Annotated in this window: 17 protein-coding genes; 10 read left to right on the top strand and 7 right to left on the bottom strand. The window is 63.9% G+C overall.

Annotation, left to right across the window (positions count from 1 at the left end):
- The first annotated feature begins 49 nt into the window (after positions 1-49).
- Together JJ896_17785 and JJ896_17780 are read left to right on the top strand one after the other, a co-directional pair.
- Positions 50-928: a LysR family transcriptional regulator gene (locus tag JJ896_17785; protein MBO6781514.1), complete on the top strand. Its 879-nt coding sequence runs from the start codon at positions 50-52 to the stop codon at positions 926-928.
- Positions 928-1,542 carry a trimeric intracellular cation channel family protein gene (locus JJ896_17780; protein MBO6781513.1) on the top strand — a complete coding sequence of 205 codons (615 nt, stop codon included), beginning with the start codon at positions 928-930 and terminating at the stop codon, positions 1,540-1,542. Before JJ896_17785 ends, JJ896_17780 begins: the two co-directional genes overlap by 1 nt.
- A 724-nt stretch (positions 1,543-2,266) precedes the next feature.
- On the opposite strand, the gene JJ896_17775 is transcribed toward JJ896_17780, so the two are convergent.
- The gene (locus JJ896_17775; protein ID MBO6781512.1) at positions 2,267-2,971 is read right to left on the bottom strand and encodes a hypothetical protein; all 705 of its coding nucleotides are present in this window, start codon (positions 2,969-2,971) and stop codon (positions 2,267-2,269) included.
- A gap of 82 nt (positions 2,972-3,053) precedes the next feature.
- Between JJ896_17775 and JJ896_17770 the strand changes: the two genes are divergently transcribed.
- Positions 3,054-4,154 carry a carboxypeptidase-like regulatory domain-containing protein gene (locus JJ896_17770; GenBank protein MBO6781511.1) on the top strand — a complete coding sequence of 367 codons (1,101 nt, stop codon included), beginning with the start codon at positions 3,054-3,056 and terminating at the stop codon, positions 4,152-4,154.
- A 5-nt stretch (positions 4,155-4,159) separates the two neighbouring features.
- Here JJ896_17770 and JJ896_17765 read toward each other — a convergent pair whose 3' ends face one another.
- Positions 4,160-5,926, bottom strand: coding sequence for a beta-lactamase family protein (locus JJ896_17765; protein ID MBO6781510.1), 1,767 nt, complete (start codon positions 5,924-5,926; stop codon positions 4,160-4,162).
- Between the two features lie 64 nt (positions 5,927-5,990).
- Here JJ896_17765 and JJ896_17760 point away from each other — a divergent pair, with 64 nt between their 5' ends.
- The 5 genes from JJ896_17760 to JJ896_17740 all read left to right on the top strand — a co-directional run bounded on the left by JJ896_17760 (position 5,991) and on the right by JJ896_17740 (position 9,255).
- On the top strand, positions 5,991-6,851 hold the full coding sequence (locus JJ896_17760; GenBank protein MBO6781509.1) for a hypothetical protein: 861 nt from the start codon (positions 5,991-5,993) through the stop codon (positions 6,849-6,851).
- Positions 6,852-6,929: 78 nt separating this feature from the next.
- Positions 6,930-7,751: a hypothetical protein gene (locus JJ896_17755; GenBank protein MBO6781508.1), complete on the top strand. Its 822-nt coding sequence runs from the start codon at positions 6,930-6,932 to the stop codon at positions 7,749-7,751.
- Positions 7,752-7,778: 27 nt separating this feature from the next.
- Positions 7,779-8,189: a response regulator transcription factor gene (locus tag JJ896_17750; GenBank protein MBO6781507.1), complete on the top strand. Its 411-nt coding sequence runs from the start codon at positions 7,779-7,781 to the stop codon at positions 8,187-8,189.
- A 93-nt stretch (positions 8,190-8,282) separates the two neighbouring features.
- On the top strand, positions 8,283-8,804 hold the full coding sequence (locus JJ896_17745; protein MBO6781506.1) for a DUF4199 domain-containing protein: 522 nt from the start codon (positions 8,283-8,285) through the stop codon (positions 8,802-8,804).
- 85 nt (positions 8,805-8,889) lie between these two features.
- A complete protein-coding gene (locus tag JJ896_17740) occupies positions 8,890-9,255 on the top strand; it encodes a DoxX family protein (GenBank protein MBO6781505.1) in 366 nt (121 codons plus the stop codon).
- Positions 9,256-9,277: 22 nt separating this feature from the next.
- Here the strand turns inward: JJ896_17740 and JJ896_17735 are convergent, their stop codons facing one another.
- Positions 9,278-9,610 carry an SPOR domain-containing protein gene (locus JJ896_17735; protein MBO6781504.1) on the bottom strand — a complete coding sequence of 111 codons (333 nt, stop codon included), beginning with the start codon at positions 9,608-9,610 and terminating at the stop codon, positions 9,278-9,280.
- Positions 9,611-9,780: 170 nt separating this feature from the next.
- Entirely contained in the window at positions 9,781-11,094 is a 1,314-nt protein-coding gene (gene xylA, locus JJ896_17730) for a xylose isomerase (protein ID MBO6781503.1), read from the bottom strand.
- Between the two features lie 81 nt (positions 11,095-11,175).
- Here xylA and JJ896_17725 point away from each other — a divergent pair, with 81 nt between their 5' ends.
- Positions 11,176-11,775, top strand: coding sequence for a sigma-70 family RNA polymerase sigma factor (locus JJ896_17725; protein ID MBO6781502.1), 600 nt, complete (start codon positions 11,176-11,178; stop codon positions 11,773-11,775).
- 3 nt (positions 11,776-11,778) lie between these two features.
- On the top strand, positions 11,779-14,259 hold the full coding sequence (locus JJ896_17720) for a protein kinase (protein MBO6781501.1): 2,481 nt from the start codon (positions 11,779-11,781) through the stop codon (positions 14,257-14,259).
- Positions 14,260-14,261: 2 nt separating this feature from the next.
- Here the strand turns inward: JJ896_17720 and JJ896_17715 are convergent, their stop codons facing one another.
- The 3 genes from JJ896_17715 to JJ896_17705 are packed head-to-tail and all read right to left on the bottom strand — an operon-like array spanning position 14,262 to position 17,225.
- Positions 14,262-15,293, bottom strand: coding sequence for an ABC transporter permease (locus JJ896_17715; GenBank protein ID MBO6781500.1), 1,032 nt, complete (start codon positions 15,291-15,293; stop codon positions 14,262-14,264).
- Positions 15,286-16,206 (bottom strand): ABC transporter ATP-binding protein, encoded by a 921-nt coding sequence (locus JJ896_17710; GenBank protein MBO6781499.1) that lies wholly within the window; start codon positions 16,204-16,206, stop codon positions 15,286-15,288. The genes JJ896_17715 and JJ896_17710 overlap by 8 nt, the downstream gene beginning before the upstream one ends.
- An 8-nt stretch (positions 16,207-16,214) precedes the next feature.
- Positions 16,215-17,225 (bottom strand): alkaline phosphatase family protein, encoded by a 1,011-nt coding sequence (locus JJ896_17705; protein ID MBO6781498.1) that lies wholly within the window; start codon positions 17,223-17,225, stop codon positions 16,215-16,217.
- Positions 17,226-17,388: the final 163 nt, after the last annotated feature.

Raw genomic sequence — 17,388 nt, 5'->3', positions numbered from 1 at the left:
TAAGAATTAGATTCATTAATAATATTCATCGTCGCGATAAACTTTGCTTATGATCGAGTCCTTGTCCCTCGACCAATTGCGCTCCTTTGTGACCATCGCGGAGACCGGCAGCTACACCGAGGCGGCCGAGCGTCTGTACAGATCGCAGCCGGCACTCAGCCTGCAGATAAAGCGGCTCGAAGAGCAGCTCTCCACAAAGCTCTTTGATCGGTCAGGTCGGGTTTCCAGGCTCACGGAGTCGGGCCGGCTACTTCATGGCTACGCCGTGCGCATGCTAGAACTCAATGAGGAGGCGCTGGCCCGGCTGAGTTTGGTCGAGGCGCGCGGAACCGTGCGGGTGGGTGTGTTGGAGGAGGTGGCCCATGGCCGCCTGGTGCGCCTATTGACCCGTTTCGGCCGCTTGGCCGCCGAGATTCGCATTGAACTGGAGGTCTCCACCAGTTGGGAGCTCGCCCGAATGATCCAGGCCAATGACCTCTGCCTGGCCATCGCCAATACGGCCTACTCGGAGATCCCCGCGACACCGCTTTGGACGGAGCCCTACGTGTGGGCGCAAAGCGTCGAAGCCGACTTCCTCCAGGAGCGGCCCGTGCCGGTCATCATCGATCCAGTGGATTCGCCATGTGCCGGTTGTCGCGCGGCCATGACGCAGATGGGCGACAACGGCATCGAAACGGACGTGGTCTTCTCGAGCATCAGCCTGCTTGCCACGCAGGCGGCGATTCGGGCCGGTCTCGGCCTCGGCATCATTGCTGAGTCAGCCGTAACCGACGATATGGATGTTTTGGGCCCTGAGACCGGGCTTCCCCAGCCCCTTGAAGCGCGCATCGGGCTGTACCGTGGCACCGAAGCCACCGGTTCGGCAGCTGAAAGTCTGCACGAGTTTCTGGTCGCTCACCTCCAGCAACGCGAACTCGCCGGAGTCTGATGGATCTGCTCTATCTCGTGGATATCGCCGGCACGGTGGTATTTGCCGCATCCGGGGCCTTGCAGGCCAATCGGCATCAACTTGACTTCCTCGGCTTCATGGTGCTCGCCACGGCCACCGGGGTCGGTGGTGGCATCATCCGGGACATGATGCTGGGTGCCACGCCCCCCGCCGTCTTCCAGGACGAGCTCTATCTCATCGTCTGTGTAGTCACAGGTGCCATCGTATTTCGATCGGCGCCACCATTAGCGAGACGGTGGAATCGCGTGCTGGTAGCCGACGCGATTGGTCTGGGCGTTTTCGCGGCCATCGGGGCCGCCAAAGGGCACGTCTTCGGGCTTGGCCCCATCGGCATCATGATGATGGCGGCCTTGACCGCGACCGGGGGCGGCGTCGTGCGCGACCTGCTGGTCCGTGAGGTCCCCGCTGTCATCAAGGGCGGCTTTTACGCCACGGCCGCCTTACTCGGCGGGCTCGTCTACTGGGCGCTGGCGGGGATCGAAATCATCGAACCCATGCGGGTCTTGCTGACGGCAGGTACTACCACCGGTCTGCGTTTCTGGGCCATGGCCCGCAACATCAGCCTGCCTACCGCGCCCGAACTGAGCGAGTAGCGTGTCGGCGGGCGGGGTTCGGCGCGGACTGCGCCTGCCGTCGGCGCGGCCGGAGCGAGCGGGCGGCTGAGCTCACGCGTGCGCGCGGCCGCCGCGGCACGGCCGGACCGCCCGGACCGCAGCGGCACGCGTTCAAGTGTAATCAAGCCCCACGATTCCACAAGCGCCGGCGCCCTGGCCCGCGCTCAAGTGTAATCAGGCCCCACGATTACACAAAGGCCCTCGCCACGACGGCGGCGAGGTGTAATCCGCCCCCATGTTTCCACAAGCGCCCCCGCCCCGACCGCGCCGAGGCGGAATCCGGCCCCAAGTTTCCACAAGCGCCCGCGCAGAGCCCGCCGAGGTGTGATCCACCCCCCGGATTCGAGAAGCGACCGCGAGGAGCACGCCGACGTGTGATCCACCTCCGGATTCGAGAAGCGACCGCGCCCTGGCCCGCGCTCAAGTGTAATCAGCACCCACGATTCCACAAGCGCCGGCGCCCCGACCGCGCTCAAGTGTAATCAGCCCCTACGATTGCACAAAGGCCCTCGCCACGACGGCGCCGAGGTGTAATCCACCCCCGCGTTTCCACATGTGGGCCTGCCAGAACCGCGCCGACGTGTGATCCGCCCCCCGGGATTCCACAAGCGCTCCCGCCCCGACCGCGGGGCCGCTCCCGCCTGGACCGCGGGGCCGCACCCGCCCAGACCGCCAGGGCCACCGCCGCCCCAACGCCGCGCCCTCAGCGAATCGCGACGGCCAACGTGTCATGGTGCCGCGCGATCAGGCTTCGCAAGAGCGGGCTGATGCCGCCAACGCCGTCGAACCCGGCTGCGTTGGCCGAGCGCTCCTCGAGGTCCGGGTCAACATCCGCGCTCTCGGCGAAGTGCTTGATGTCGCGGTAGAAGCCGAGCGTGAAGGCATCGACCGCCACGCCCGAATGCCGGCGGAAGATGAAGTTTTGCGGCCGACCGATGCCGGCCAGAAACGCATTCTCCATGCGCCGCTGCTCCAGAAGCCGTTCGCGGCTGCCGGGGATGGCGGTGAACATCTCGACATGGAAGAACCCGGCGCTCTCGGCCTGTGGCCGCAAGACCCCCACGGGAGCGCCATAGGCGAACAGATCACTCGTCTCCGCCACGCGATCGTCGGTTCCGAGGCTCCACATGGGGTGTTCGGCGGACGAAAGCCACGCGCCGGCGTCGTCCAGCGGGAAGAAGAAGAGGAAGTCCCACTGGTCCCCCTGGCTGTGCCGCATCCAGAACGCGCGTTCACCGACCTCATCCGGCCACGACGCGATCACCTCCTTCCAATGCGCCATGAAGTCCTGCCAGGTCCCGGGCGTGGCTCGCACGGTGGTGACCCGATAGAGCGTTTCCCCCTCGAAGGGCTGACCGAGCGCGCTGGCGGGGATGAGTAGCAGCAAAAACAGGACGATGACGCGCATGGACCGATGACGGGGAAGGTGTATCGCATGCTACCGCCGGTCAGGCGAGGGATCAAATACTCGGATCGGCGTAGGAGCGCGCATGCGATTTCCCCTTCTCCTGCTTGCCCTGCTTGCCGCCCTGCCCGCTAACGGTCAGAGCCTGTTTGGTACCGTGCGCGATGCCACTGACGGCAGTCCTCTGCCGGGTGCCCACGTCTTTATCGACGGCACGCAGCAGGGCGATGTCGTAGGAGACGACGGATCATTTTCGCTGACCCTGCCGGAGCGCCGCCCGCTTGTCGTAGTCGTCTCGATGGTGGGCTTTCGCCTCAAGACCATCTCGATCACGCCCCGACTTGACTTGTCTGAGGCGCAGGACATCCAGCTCGAGGAGGATCCGGTCATTCTCGGTGAGTTCGTCGTCGAGGCCGTCAAACCTCGCGCCTTGCGCCGACTGAGAGGTCGTGTGGAGGACCTGCTCTTCAGCACCACCCCCGCTGGATCACGCTGCGAGTTTGAAAACCCGCAAGCCTTGGATATTCAGAACAACGGCGGTCGCCTGGACGTGCGCGCCCGCGAGCCGGTCCAGATTCTCAATCCGTACTTGGGCTATCGCATCACGGTGCACGGGATGACGCTGCAGGGCACCCAGCGCTTCTACAACTTTACCGGGCGCCTGCAATTCGAGGATCTTCCCGCGGCAAATCAGAAGGTGATCGACAGTCGTCAGGAACGGCGCGAGCGAGTCTATCGCGGCTCACGCCAACACTTCCTTCGCTCACTCGTCGAGGGTTCACTTCCAGAGTCGGGGTTCTACGCCGAGCTGGTTCAGCAACCCGGCACGACCTCAGGTGGAGACGCGGTTTCCGAGAACTTCGGCGACGCCCGCGACGGCGGCGCATCCGTCCTCTACGGCGACCCCGATGACCTCACGCGCAGCCTCATGTTTACGGGAGCCCTGATGGTGCGCTACCGCCGCGAGCGACCACTCCCCGCCTACGGCTCCTTCCTTCGCTCCGTGAACGTGCAGCAGCCGAACACGCGGGAGCGCATCTCATGGCTGGAGCTGCCGACAGGAATCGCGCTCCTGGATCGGTATGGCGTCCCCTTCGCAGACGGGTCCGCTCCGCCCCTCTCCCACTACGGCTACTGGTCCTGGGAGCGTGTGTGCGATGCGCTGCCTGCCGACTGGACACCGTAAGGCGCTTACCAGGGCAGGACGAACAGGTCGAACGCGGCGAAAACCGCAAGCAGCACGACACCACATACAAGGCAGGTGCCAAGGAGCAGGCGGTCGAGGAGCGCCATTCCGGCGATTTTGACTATCGCAAACGTGCCCAGGACCACCACGATAAGCAGAAGCCAGGGCGCCGCCAGCGACCACTGCATCGCCGACGGGAGTGCAAACTGCACGTCGCCGGTGGCCCCCAACCGCTGGAAACCAGCGACGAAAACAAACAGCACGGGCAGGGCACAGGCCGCCGTGCCCACGCACAGTAGCCACGTCCGCAACTGCAGCGCACGCGCGCGCACACCCACCTTGCGCATCGCCCAGACAAGTGCGGCCAGCACCGGCCAGGCGAGCGCGATCAGGAGTGGCAGCCCCCCGGCGAACGAGAGGATTTCATTCATTACCGGCGGTTCAGCCCACCGGGGCAGCCGAATGAGCGTCTCCGGATGGCCGACTCCCCTTCCGGACCGATGGGCCAATAGCCCCAGGTCCGCGTCCCGGGAGAACGCAAGCCTGCCGTCGCCATCCGCAGCCGCATAGCGATCGTTCCCCACCACAACGTAGGGCGTGCCGCCAACCAGCAGACCACCGGTCGTAGCAGTCACCTGGACCCCGTAGTGAAACAGGGCCGGCAGCGACTCGATACCGCTCCGTGGAGCACGGCCCGACAGATACCAGCCGCCCACACCCTCTGGAACAGATGCTCCAGGTACGTGGTCGGGGGCCGTATCTGGTCCGGCCCACGCTTCCAGCACAGAGCCGAGCAAAGCCATGCTCTGCACGTTCACCGCGACAAACAGGCCCTCCCTGGCCACGGGATCCAGGGCAAGCAGCGCCGTCGTTCCCAGGCCGGCTCCAGCATGCAGCAGCAGCTCCCTGGAGCCCGCCGATGACTGAGCCCAACCGAGCGCCATGCCGTGAACGCCAGGATGCACGGAGACGTGTGGTGCGAGAAGCGTGTCCGCCCAGCTCCCCTCCGCAAGCAGGAATCGCAGAAGGCGGCCCATGTCCTCCGCCGTGGTGTACAGGTCTCCCGCAGGCGCGGTCTGGCCCCAGAATGGCGCTACCGGGTCACATTCACCACAGGTGTACCCCGTCGCGGCCGCCACATCCGCGGGACGACCGACGGAACTGGAGCGCATCTCCAGGGGAGCAAAGACCCCGTCCTCCATCGCCTCCGCGAACGGCCGGTCCACCGCCTCGGCGATCACGAGCCCCGCAAGGGTAAAGGCCCGGTTCGAGTACCTGAACGCCGCACCCGGCCGGGTGGTCTGGCGCGGCGCGTGCGATCGCAGGAATCGCTCCAGGGGCAGAGTCTCCGTCTGACTGCGCACCAGGTTGCCGAGCGAGGGATCATCCAAGCCCGACGTATGCGTGAGCAGGCCGCGCAAGGTCACGGGATGATCAGCGTTCAGCCAGTCCCATCGGTCTCGCAGGTCTTCGTCCAGGTCCAGGAGCCCCTCGACTGCGAGTCGAGCCACAGCGGCTGCTGTGACCGCTTTCGTAACGCTGGCGACCCGTATTCGTGTCCCGGTCGCCGACATGGCCGTGCCCGCGGCCCGATCGGCGAGTCCTGAGGCGCCCAGCATGACCGAATCGCCAGCCACGAACGCCCAGACAATCCCTGGCGCCCGAACCGAGTCGGCCAGTGCGGCAAACGGTGGGGGTGTCGCCGGCGCCTGCGCCAGAGCGACCGGGCACCCCGACACGACAGCCATCAACATGAGGGAGAGGAATCGCACGACAGGTACACGACTCAGCCTCACGGGTGTTACAATGCCGGGGCAATCCAAGACCGCATCGACCATGACCTCCCGCCTTCTGACGGCTGCCACGCTTTTCCTGACCGTCCCCGCTCTCGCGCAATCAGGCCGTGTCATGGATAACCTGTCCATGCCCACCGAAATTCTCGGTGGCGAGCGCAACTTCGCCGTCTACCTGCCGCCCGATTACGACACCTCTGAGCGCTCCTATCCCATTCTGTACCTGCTGCACGGCGCAGGCGATGACCACACCGGATGGGTACAGTTTGGCGAAGTGCTGCACATCGCGGACAAGGCGATCCGGGAAGGCACGGCCACACCCATGATAATTGCGATGCCGGATGCCTTCACGGGCAGACTGGGCTACTTCAACTACCCGGACGGCGAATGGAACTACGAAGACTACTTCTTTGACGAGTTCATCCCTCACGTGGAGTCCGCGTTCCGGGTGAAGTCGGAAAAACGATACCGGGCGGTTGCAGGGCTGTCCATGGGCGGCGGAGGCTCCTTGATGTTCGCGATGCATCGACCGGACATGTTCGCGGCAGCCGGCCCTCTGTCTTCCTGGGTCGGTCCGCCCTCGCTAGAGCAGGCCCGGCGGCAGTTCGGCGAGGCACTCGCCGGCATGAGCGACGAGGACGCACATGCGTACTGGCAGCGTCACAACGCGGTGGAGCTTGCTCGCACGCTGTCGGTGGACGACCTCAACAGCGTGCGGTGGTACATCGACTCGGGAGACGACGACTTCCTCTACGAAGGCAATGCCCTCCTGCACATCGCACTGCGAAAGCGGGAGGTTCGGCACGAATTCCGCGTTCGGGATGGCGGGCATACCTGGACATACTGGAGAGACTCGCTTCCAGACGTGCTGCACTTTGTCAGTCAGAGCTTCCGGCAGTTCTGATCACCTGGATTGAGCGCCGGCGGTCTGATCCCTCTCAGCGGCGCCTGACGTGTAGGAAAGCAGCAATCCCGCACGATCATGAGATCCCTGCTGCAGATCCTGTCGCTTCTGAGCGCCCTGAGCATCCTGAGTGCCCTGCCCGCGGCCGCCCAGTTCACGCTGCTCGCGGGCCAGGTCACCCCTTCCGGCACGGCCCCGGGGGACGGATCCCGCCTGCTCTCTGCACGAGCAGGGTTCGCCCTGCCGACACGCATCGGTTCCTCCACGGTCACGCACGCCCTGCGGTACCGGGTCCTGCGCACGGATGTCGACGGGCCCCGGCGTTCGCGACTGGACAGCCCGCAGCATTACCACGAGATCCGTTATGACGTGGCAGCGCAAATTCCGGCGTTCGGGGGGACGCTGACGCTGTACGCCTCTCCGGCGATCGCCAGCGACTTTCAGGCTCGGCTTGCCATGGCCGACGTTGACCTGCGCACTGCCGTCATCTACCAGTCTGACGGGCGATGGGGTCTGGGCGTCACCTACCGCAACAGACTGGATCTCCCGATTGCGCCCGTGCTGCAGTTCAAGACCGACCCACGCAATCGAATCCACATAGACATCAGGGCCCCTTCGCGGGCCAACCTCTGGCTGGGAAACCCGAACAAGGTCCGTATGGGTCTTGCCGCGAACTACGGGACCGCCTCGTTCCACATCGATCACGAGATGCAGCGCCTGGATCACACGTTGGCGACGATTGCTCCCGTAGCCCAGTTTCCGGTCTCACGCATCGCCTCCGCGGAGTTCAAGGTCGGATACACCCTGAAGAACACCCTCGAGTGGGGTACGGGAGACGACGAGCGCCAGATCGATGCGGGCCGCGGCCTGTTCGTACGACTCGCGCTTGTGGCCAGATAGCCCATCGGAATCCAGTACCTTTGCGGCGTGAAACGATCGATGCTCGTCTACGCCGCAGTTGCGGCCCTGCTCGTATTCGTGCTGCAATGGCTGGATTATCAGCACACCGTGCGGCGACTGTCCACTGATGTGTATGTGGGCGTGGTGGCAGCCGTGTTCGTAGCGCTCGGCATTTGGGCCGGCAGTCGTCTCGTGAAGCGGCGAGCAACGGAGTTCACACGCAACGATCAAGCCATGGAGTACCTGGGCATCAGTCCGCGCGAGTACGAGGTGCTCGAACTGCTGGCAAAGGGACACTCGAACGCGGAGATCGCCGACAAGCTGTTCGTTTCGGGCAACACCATCAAAACGCACGTGGCGCGACTGTACAGCAAGCTGGAGGTCTCCCGCCGCACGCAAGCGGTAGAACGAGCCCGCGAACTGAGCCTGATCGCATAGCCCCAACGGGTGATTGCAGGCGAATCACCCGTTCGGGTGACGCGCCCCGGGAGGCCAGTTCAGTATGATCCGGGCAGTTAACCGCAACGACTCATGAAGCGCATCGCCCTCATCTACGGCTCCTTCTCCGGAGTCATCATCATCGGCTCCGCCATGCTCTCCGCCTCCCTGGCCGGAGACACTCACCTCGCCGGCCTGGAGTGGCTGGGCTACCTCGTCATGACCGTGGCGCTCAGCATGGTCTACATGGGCGTCAAACGGTATCGAGACAACGAGCTCGGTGGCGTCATTCGCTTCGGGACCGCATTTCTCATGGGCCTGGGTATCACGGCCATCGCCAGCGTGATCTATGTGCTGCTGTGGGAGATCTACCTGGTGCTGACGGACTATGCGTTTATCGAGCAATACACCACCTCGATTATCGCGGGGCTTGAGGCCGACGGCGTCGTGGGAGCAGCGCTCGAGGCCGAAGTCCGCAATATGGAGGAAATGAAGGCCACCTACGCCGACCCACTCTATCGCATCCCGATCACGTTCCTTGAGATCTTTCCGGTCGGCCTGCTGGTCACCATCATTTCCGCGGTCCTGCTCAGGCACCCCAAGAGCCGCGGCTGATCGCTCAGCGGCGATTGCAGACTGCAGACGGAGAACACCGGCGGCCGCTTGTCGCGTATCAAACCCAACGTTACTCGCAAGTACTATGTCTTCCGTCCTCATCCCTCTCCTTCAGATTGTCATTGCTTTCGGACTGCTGAATGTCTGGCTTATTCGATCCGACTTCAGCACGAGATATCGTGGCAAGGGCGCCAACTCGCTAAGGGCTGAATTCGAGGCGTACGGCCTTCCAGGATTCATGTATTACCTGGTGGGTGGCCTCAAAATTCTGGCTGCCTTTGCGCTGTTGTTTGGCCTGTTCTTTCCCGTTCTGGTCCAGCCCGCGGCCATTCTGGTGGCGGTCCTCATGGTGGGCGCCCTTGCCATGCATCTGAAGGTCAGTGACCCCGTCAAGCGATCAGTGCCGGCAGCTACGGTCCTCGCCCTCAGCCTGCTCATCGTAATCTTCTGACGGCGAGGCCTCTGATACAGGCCTAGAATCGAACAATCTGGCCGGACAGGCTTGGGTTGAGGTCTTCGAGGTCCCACTGCCCGGCCACGGCGTGATTGCGAGCCTGAAAACGTCCGAAGTTGATACGGTATACCTCGGCACCCTTCACGCAGGCCACCGAAATCCACGAACCGGGCAGTTCGGAGACCATCTGGCGAGCGTTGGAGTGATTGCTCGTCGAGGCCACCTGGATGGTGAAGCCGTTGCGAGGAGGTTCGGCATGCTCAATGCTGCAGCGCTCGGGCGCTTCGAAGGTCGTGGCAGCTGCGTCGAAAGCCGAAAAGAATAGAACCAGCGATAGAAGAAGTGTGCGCATGGCAGAAGTCCCTTGTTTGGACAACTCCAGGCCCGCGCAGATCTGGTTCATTCAGTAAGGCGCGCTACGCCGCTTGGCGTGTACGCGGGCGTCGGATGGACCCGACACCGGGCGCGCAGAAGGGTTATCGGCGGACCACCTGTCCGACTTAAACGGAAAATCCCGGATCGTCACATGAATCGGTTCAGCACATTCTCGTAGAGCTCCTGCTGACCTGAAATCTGGTCCGGTTCGGGCGATGCAAGGGCCAGCTGACTCAGGTCCTCGAGGCTCATGGCGCCGCGCTCGAATTGCGCACCGGGACCAGCGTCGAAGGATGCGTACCGTCTGGCCCGCATCGCTTCCAGCGGCGACTCGCGTCGCAACCGATCAGCGGTGATCAATGCACGCGCGAACATATCCATGCCGCCGATGTGCGCATGGAAGAGGTCCACCAGATCCGTCGAGTTCCGGCGCAGCTTCGCGTCGAAGTTGATGCCCCCACCCTGGAAACCACCAGCTCTCAGGATCACCAGCATGGCTTCGGTAAGTTCGTAGAGGTTGTTCGGGAATTGGTCGGTATCCCAGCCATTCTGGTAGTCGCCGCGGTTCGCATCGATCGATCCAAGCATTTCCGCGTCCGCTGCAACCTGTAGTTCGTGCTCGAACGTGTGGCCCGCCAGGGTCGCATGGTTCACCTCAATGTTCAGCTTGAAATCGTCCGCAAGGTCGTTGGCCCTCAGAAAACCGATAACCGTCGCCGCATCAAAGTCATACTGATGCTTGCTGGGCTCCGCCGGCTTGGGTTCGATGAAGAAGGTGCCGGTGAAACCCTGGGCACGCGCATAGTCCCTGGCCATGTGAAGGAACGTCGCCATATGCGCCAGCTCCCGCTTCATGTCCGTGTTCACGAGCGACATGTAGCCTTCGCGGCCGCCCCAAAACACGTAGTTCTCGCCCCCCAGTTTGATGGTCGTGTCGAGGGCTCGCTTTACCTGCGCGCCGGCACGCGCGACGACCGCGAAGTCGGGATTTGTGGCGGCGCCATTCATGTACCGGGGATGACTGAACAGATTGGCCGTGCCCCACAGTAGACCGATTCCGGTCTCTTTCATCCTGGTCAGGGCGTGGTCGCTGACGACGTCCAGCCGCCGTGCCGTCTCCGTACTCGTCGGAGCCTCCTCCACCATATCCACATCGTGGAAGCAGTAATAGCGCAGCCCGAGCTTGTCCATGAACTCGAACGCAGCATCCACCTTGGCCATGCCCCGGGCGATGGGGTCCGTCGCCTGATCCCACGGAAACTGTCTCGTGGGCGCACCGAACGGATCGCCGCCACCGCCGCAGAACGTGTGCCAGTATGCGCACGCAAACCGCAGGTGGTCCGCCATGCGCTTTCCCGCAATCAGGCGTTCGGGATCGTAGTACCGGAACGCCAATGGATTGTCCGTTTCGGGGCCCTCAAATTTGATGACGGGGACGTCGGGGAAGTAGTTCGTGCTCATCGTGCAAGAGTTGTTCGGTCCCCAAACTAGACGGCATCGAAAGGAGTTGAAACGCATACCGGTTGCTTCCTGTACCCCGAAATGGATACCATGCAGGTCTTCTCCCCTCCCCAGGAGCCCGTGGCACAGCCGGAAGAGCTACTTCAGCGGGCCATCGAAGGCGATGAGCCTGCCGCGCACCAGCTGTTCGAGCTGGTCTATGGTGAATTACACAATCGAGCGCGTGCCCAGCGCCGCCGATGGCACGGTAACCTCACCATGAACACGACCGCCCTGGTCCACGAGGCCTATCTCAAGCTTGCGGGATCTGACAACGAGATCCGTGATCGGGCGCATTTTCTCGCGCTGGCCTCCCGAGCCATGCGGCAGGTGCTGATGGACTATGCGCGCAAGGCCGGATCCGCGAAGCGGGGCGGTGATCGGCACCGGACCGATATCGAGGACGTGGCCCTGGTGGATCAACCCACTGCTGATCGTCTGCTGGATCTGGAGCGGGCTCTCTCTCGGCTTGATGGTGAGAACGCGGAGCTCGCTCGCGTGGTCGAATGCCGATTCTTCGGCGGAATGACCGTCGAAGAAACTGCGGAGGCTCTTGGCATTTCTGCACCCACGGTAAAGCGACGCTGGGCGCTGGCAAGGGGCTGGCTATTCAGCGAGATCCACGAGGAGCTGCCGCCCTGATCCATGGATTCCTCCCCTGACACCCCCGACTGGTCAGAACTCGAGCGCTGGTTCGAGCGATTGGAAGGCGTCGGCGCTGACGAGCGAGAGCGCCTGCTCAGTGGCCTCGCGGAATCGGACCCGCGGCTGTCCAGGCGGCTCCGCGACATGACGAGCCCGACCGCGGAGCTCTATTTCGATGAGCTGCTTGCCTCTGTGCGCAGTTCCACCGGCCGGGCCACACTGGCCGCCGGCAGCCAGTTGGGGCGCTACCACATCCAGGAAGAACTCGGCCGGGGCGGCATGGGCGTGGTGTACCGGGCTCACGATTCCGTGCTCGACCGCGACGTGGCGCTCAAATTTCTTCCGTCGGGTTCGTTTTCCGGCAAGGGCGCGGCGCACCGCTTCCTGACGGAGGCACGAGCGGCCGGAAACATCGACCACCCGGCCATCTGCACCATATACGAGATCGACACCAGCGATCCGGACCGCCCGTTCATAACCATGCCGGTGTACGACGGTGTCACGGTCCGGGAGATGATCCGCGAGGGTCCGGTGTCGCATGACATGGCCCGCACGATCGTGCGGCAAGCTGCCGAAGGCCTTCGGGCGGCCCACGCTGCCGGCGTGGTGCACCGGGATATCAAACCGTCCAACCTGCTTGTGCGTGCTGACGGGCAGCTCAAGATCCTGGACTTCGGGATCGCGAAGATGCTTCAGCAACAGGACACCACCGGAGGCACCTCGCGGGCCGGTACGGTCGGCTATATGAGCCCGGAACAGGCCACTGGTCAGCCGACGGATCAGCGCACCGACCTCTGGTCGCTGGGAGTGGTGTTGTTCGAAATGCTATCGGGGCGACGACCATGGCAGGCTCCGGCAGATGGAGCTGTACTGCACGCCATCTCCCACGAAGCTACCCCTGCGCTGCCTGAGGGCACGCCTGCCGATCTGAGCAAGATTGTCCAGAGGTGCCTGCAGAAGTCGCCGGCGGCCCGGTTTGCCAGCGCGCAGGAGATCGTCCAGATGCTCTCGACGGCGGATGCATCGAGCCGTCAGGGGCAACGGGTGCGTTGGATAGTGCTGGGTGCCGTCCTCGTCGCGCTGGCCGGCCTTGTGTACAAAGGCACGGACCTTCTCCTGACCGAGGCCACGGTTCGTCTTGCGGTGCTTCCGTTCGAGGATCTGTCTTCCGAAAACCGGACGGGCATTGGACTGGGGCTCACATCAGACATCCTGACGCGTATGGGAGGTCTGCCCGGTCTGGAATTGGTTCGTGGTCGACACGCCGATCGCGAACACATGCAGGCTGCCTCCGGCGACCTTGGAGTTGGCTATTTCCTCGATGGGCAGGTGCAGCAGGAGAACGGCGACCTTCAGGTCGCGGTGCAGCTGATGGCACCCGACGGCAGGCAGCTGTGGAGTCGCACACACCGTCGCCAGGCGACTTCGCTGCTGGATGTGCAGGGGGAAATTGCGACTGCCATTGCTGATGCCCTGGCGCTGGAGCTGACCGGAGAGGCCCTCTCCCGACTGCGCCGGGCCCCCGTTTCCGCCCGCGCGCAGGACCTGTATCTCAGCGCAATGGCCGCCCTGAATGAGCGCACACCCCGCTCGCTTCCTCGTGCGGCCGGCCTCTTCCAGCAGGCCGTCGCGCTGGAGCCGGACTATGCCGACGCGTGGTCCGGACTGGCCATCGCCAATCTGCTGAGTGCCGGCACCGCCTATGCCTCCTTCGATCTGGGATTCACTATGGCCACGCATGCCGCGAATGAGGCGATCGGGATCGACCCCCAGCAGGCGCTGGCCTACACGGCGCTCGCCTCGGTCGCCAGCGAATTCGAATGGGACACGGACCGGGCAGACAATCAGTTTGCGGAGGCGCTGCGACTCAACCCCAACCTGTCCGAGGCCCATCATCTGTATGCCTCGCACCTGGCCGAGACCGGACGGCTACAGTTGGCGCTGGAGCACCAGCGTCGAGCGATGCTGCTGGACCCGGTAGCCCCGATCCATCCGACCAACTACGGGCAACTGCTGTTTTACGCCGGCCAGCATACGCGAGCGCTTTCGTTTCTCGATGAGGTTGTCGCGGAACACCCCGGCTTCTATGTCGCTCACCTGAATCGATCCTATCCACTGTTGGCGCTCGGGCGCTGGGACGATGCAATCAAAGCCCTGGAGGACGCCGAGGGCGTAGTCGAACCTCAACACTTGACGCGGGCCCTCAAAGCAAGCGCGCTTGCGTGGTCCGGTCGTACCACGGCCGCCCGGGTGCTGCTGAAGGCACTCGAGGACGAAGCCGACTCGGTGTATGTCGCGCCCCCCCTCCTGGCGCAGATCCACATCGCCCTCGGCGATACGAGTCGCGCCCTGGATCAACTGGAGCAGGGGTTTACCTCGAAGGATGTCTACATGACCGTGCTCAAGCCCTGGCCGTTCGCGGAGCCGGTGCGTGACAACCCGCGCTTCCAACGCATTCTCGCTGACATGGACAGGGGCTGACGCTACTCCCAGCGAAAGAGCTTCAGGGCCAGCCCAAACGAAATCACAGTCCAACCGGCCATGATCGCCAGGGGCACCGCAATCGCCGCAAGGCCGACGCCTTCCAGCATCACAGCTCGCAGTGAATCGTTCAGGGCTGTCAGCGGTAGCATGCGCAGGAACGGATGGATGGCCTCCGGGAAATTCGTGTACGCGAAGAAGACTCCGGAGCCGATCCACATGGGTACCATGATGAGGTTCATCAGGCCGGAGACCCCCTCGACCGTCTTTTGCCGGCTTCCGACAAGAAGCCCCAGGCCCGCAAATGCCAGCGCGCCGAGGATGCTGATCACTGCGATCAGGAGCAGGCTGCCCCGGATGGGCACATCGAAGACCAGGGCCCCGAAGGCGAGGATCCCCGTCACCTCGATGATCAGGAATGACATGCGCGAAAGCATGTGGGCCAGCAGATAGTGTCTGCGGCGCATCGGGGAGGCCAGGAGCCGCTTCAGCAGCTTGTTCATGCGGTCCTTGACGATGCCGAAACCGACACCCCACATCCCGGTGCCCATGATGTTCAGTCCCAGCAGACCCGGTATCAGGAAGTCGATGTACCGGGACCCGCGTTCGGCGATCAGGGCATCCCTCACGCGGGCGGGATTGGTTCTTCCGGCAGCCGATTGCAGGGCGTCGTCGGTGCGCAGCCGCGCCATGTGCGCCTCGGCCCGGGTCGAGTCGTACGTGTAGGTGACCGGGTCTCCGGGCGTTACCAGCAGTACCAGTCTTCCGGTGCGCAGCTCCTGATAGAGACTCTCGTAGTCGCCGGCCACCGGCTCCAGCGCCGGGGCATCGCTCAGGGTTTCGAAAATGGCCAGATCCCCATCGTTCGAGACCACCCCGATGCGGATGATTTCCTCGCCCTGATTCTTGAACGCCAGGCCGAGGGCGATCGCGAGCAGGAGCGGAAAGGCGAAGATCCAGAACAGCGCCTCAGGCTCCCGCAGAAACTCCCGCAGGCGCCAGAGGGTCAACTGGATGACTTCGTGATCACGCATCGCGCAGGTGCCGTCCTGTGTGGTGCAGAAATACGTCTTCCAGGGTGGCGGTATGCGTGCGCAACTCGGTGAGCTTCAATCCCGCCGTGGAGACAGCATTCATGAGCGCCGGAACGGCGACATGGATACCGCTGACGGTGAGCCGGACTTCCTCCGCGTCGCGTGTCACGTGCTCGACGCCCGGCAAGGTTTCGAGCTTCGCCAGTTCACCCCCCTCGACCTGGAATTCCACGACGTGGCTGGCCCCGAGGGAGTCGATGAGCCCATCGGGCGTATCCAAAGCGATGATGCGGCCATGATCCATGATGGCCACCCGGTCACAGAGCTGGTACGCCTCGTCCATGTAATGCGTGGTCAGCAGGACCGTGCCGCCGCCTCGCTGGAATTCCTGGACAATGTCCCAGAGCTGGCGGCGTGACTGCGGGTCCAGGCCCGTGGTCGGTTCATCGAGGAAAAGCAAATCGGGCGCACCGACCAGAGCGCATGCCACCGCAAGGCGCTGTTTCTGTCCTCCGGAGAGCTTGACGACCCAGGCATCCGCTTTTTCGTGCAAGGCGACTGCCGACAGGACCTCGTCCACGGTGCGCCCCGCGCGGTAGAAGCTCCGGAAGAGCGTCACCGCCTCGCGCACCGTCAGCTTGTCGGGCAGCCGAGTCTCCTGAAGCTGGATGCCCATGCGCTGTCTCAGGGTATGCTCGTCTCGATCCCAGCTCAGGCCGAGTAAAGAGACCTCACCCTCATCGGCTCGCTGAAGGCCTTCAAGAATCTCGATCGATGTCGTCTTGCCGGCCCCGTTCGGCCCCAAAAGGCCGAAGCACTCCCCACGCAGCACTTCGAAGTCCACGCCGGCCACCGCATGCACATCGGCAAAACGCTTGTGCAGACCCCGAGCATGGATGGCGAATTCAGACATACCCGAAACTACTGCCCCGCGCGCAGTCCGATGGCCCTCCCGTCCAGTTTCCAGGCCGGATCGATGGCAACGCCCAGGTGCGTGAGCGCAGTCACGGCTACATCGACGGTAGTCGGCACGCGCTTCTCCTCGGGATTGGCGGCAGCCCCTGCCGCGAGATAGAAAATGGTCAGTTCCTCGGGGGAGTCGCCTCCATGACCGCCCTCCGGAGTGCGGCCGTGGTCGGTGCTCATCAGAATCAGCCAGTCCTCGGAGTCCGGCCTGCCGGCCAATGCCTCTGCGAGGCGCCCGACGCACCCGTCCGCCCACTCGATGGCCTCGGTGTACTCGGCGGAGAATGAACTGGTATTGTGACCGGCGACATCAATGTTGCCCAGATAGACAAACGCTGCGTGCACCTCCTGGGTCGCGAGGAGGGCCTCGGCGGCGTTGCACGACCGGGCGTCTGCTTCAGGGTAACCGATCACGTCACCATTGATGATCACCTTGGTGTCCACCGTGTCGGAAATCATCGGCCCGCCCGCGTTGGTGGTACCCAGCGGCGGCCAATCCAGTACCGCGAGCGTATTCCAGCGATCCGCGTCCAGCTGCTCCAGCCGCGTGAGGAAGTCAGGGTACTCCTCGTACCGGTTCTCGGAGAAGTCGTTGCCCAGGACGCCATGCTTTTCGGACCACACGCCTCCCGTCATGCTGGACCATGCCGGCCCGCTGACCGTGGGCATGCGTGTCTGGGCGATGGGGCTGTAGAATCCGCGGGCCGCAAGCGCATCGATATTCGGCGTTTGCGCATGCGCGAGCCGGTCCGGCCGTACGCCGTCCAGGCCGATCAGCAGGACGCGAGGGTCGTCTGTTGGGGCTGGGGTGGTCGCGGCGTACGGCGCCCACGCCAGCACGTGCTCGCCGCGCGGTGCGAGCGCGGCCGCGGCGGCGGTGTCCGAGGGCCCGGCCGCTGGGTTGGTCGCGGCGTACGGCGCCCACGCCAGAAGAACCAGGGCGAATAAAGGGCCAATCAGTTGCATGAGTGCGAAGATAGTCCCTGTTCGCCGGCGCGGGCCGCCCCCGGAGCTCCCGACATGGAAAACGAGGCCCCGATTCCACTCCATGCCCATTTTGGCTTCGGCGTATGTGGACTAAGGGCCTCGATTCCACATTGCGGCCGACGGGGGCGCACCAAAGGTCGAA

This window comes from Rhodothermales bacterium (assembly GCA_017643395.1).
Lineage (GTDB): Bacteria > Bacteroidota > Rhodothermia > Rhodothermales > UBA10348 > JABDJZ01.
Note: the sequence above shows the minus strand (reverse complement) of the source record. Positions and strands in the feature narration are given on the sequence as shown.

What these genes read in the sequence shown, in the direction of transcription:
- JJ896_17785 (MBO6781514.1), top strand. Translation starts at nt 50, where the DNA reads ATGATCGAGTCCTTGTCCCTCGACCAATTGCGCTCCTTTGTGACCATC.
- JJ896_17715 (MBO6781500.1), bottom strand. Translation starts at nt 15,293, where the DNA reads ATGCGTGATCACGAAGTCATCCAGTTGACCCTCTGGCGCCTGCGGGAG.
- JJ896_17775 (MBO6781512.1), bottom strand. Translation starts at nt 2,971, where the DNA reads ATGCGCGTCATCGTCCTGTTTTTGCTGCTACTCATCCCCGCCAGCGCG.
- JJ896_17770 (MBO6781511.1), top strand. Translation starts at nt 3,054, where the DNA reads ATGCGATTTCCCCTTCTCCTGCTTGCCCTGCTTGCCGCCCTGCCCGCT.
- xylA (MBO6781503.1), bottom strand. Translation starts at nt 11,094, where the DNA reads ATGAGCACGAACTACTTCCCCGACGTCCCCGTCATCAAATTTGAGGGC.
- JJ896_17755 (MBO6781508.1), top strand. Translation starts at nt 6,930, where the DNA reads ATGAGATCCCTGCTGCAGATCCTGTCGCTTCTGAGCGCCCTGAGCATC.
- JJ896_17745 (MBO6781506.1), top strand. Translation starts at nt 8,283, where the DNA reads ATGAAGCGCATCGCCCTCATCTACGGCTCCTTCTCCGGAGTCATCATC.
- JJ896_17710 (MBO6781499.1), bottom strand. Translation starts at nt 16,206, where the DNA reads ATGTCTGAATTCGCCATCCATGCTCGGGGTCTGCACAAGCGTTTTGCC.
- JJ896_17705 (MBO6781498.1), bottom strand. Translation starts at nt 17,225, where the DNA reads ATGCAACTGATTGGCCCTTTATTCGCCCTGGTTCTTCTGGCGTGGGCG.
- JJ896_17740 (MBO6781505.1), top strand. Translation starts at nt 8,890, where the DNA reads ATGTCTTCCGTCCTCATCCCTCTCCTTCAGATTGTCATTGCTTTCGGA.
- JJ896_17725 (MBO6781502.1), top strand. Translation starts at nt 11,176, where the DNA reads ATGGATACCATGCAGGTCTTCTCCCCTCCCCAGGAGCCCGTGGCACAG.
- JJ896_17735 (MBO6781504.1), bottom strand. Translation starts at nt 9,610, where the DNA reads ATGCGCACACTTCTTCTATCGCTGGTTCTATTCTTTTCGGCTTTCGAC.
- JJ896_17720 (MBO6781501.1), top strand. Translation starts at nt 11,779, where the DNA reads ATGGATTCCTCCCCTGACACCCCCGACTGGTCAGAACTCGAGCGCTGG.
- JJ896_17780 (MBO6781513.1), top strand. Translation starts at nt 928, where the DNA reads ATGGATCTGCTCTATCTCGTGGATATCGCCGGCACGGTGGTATTTGCC.
- JJ896_17760 (MBO6781509.1), top strand. Translation starts at nt 5,991, where the DNA reads ATGACCTCCCGCCTTCTGACGGCTGCCACGCTTTTCCTGACCGTCCCC.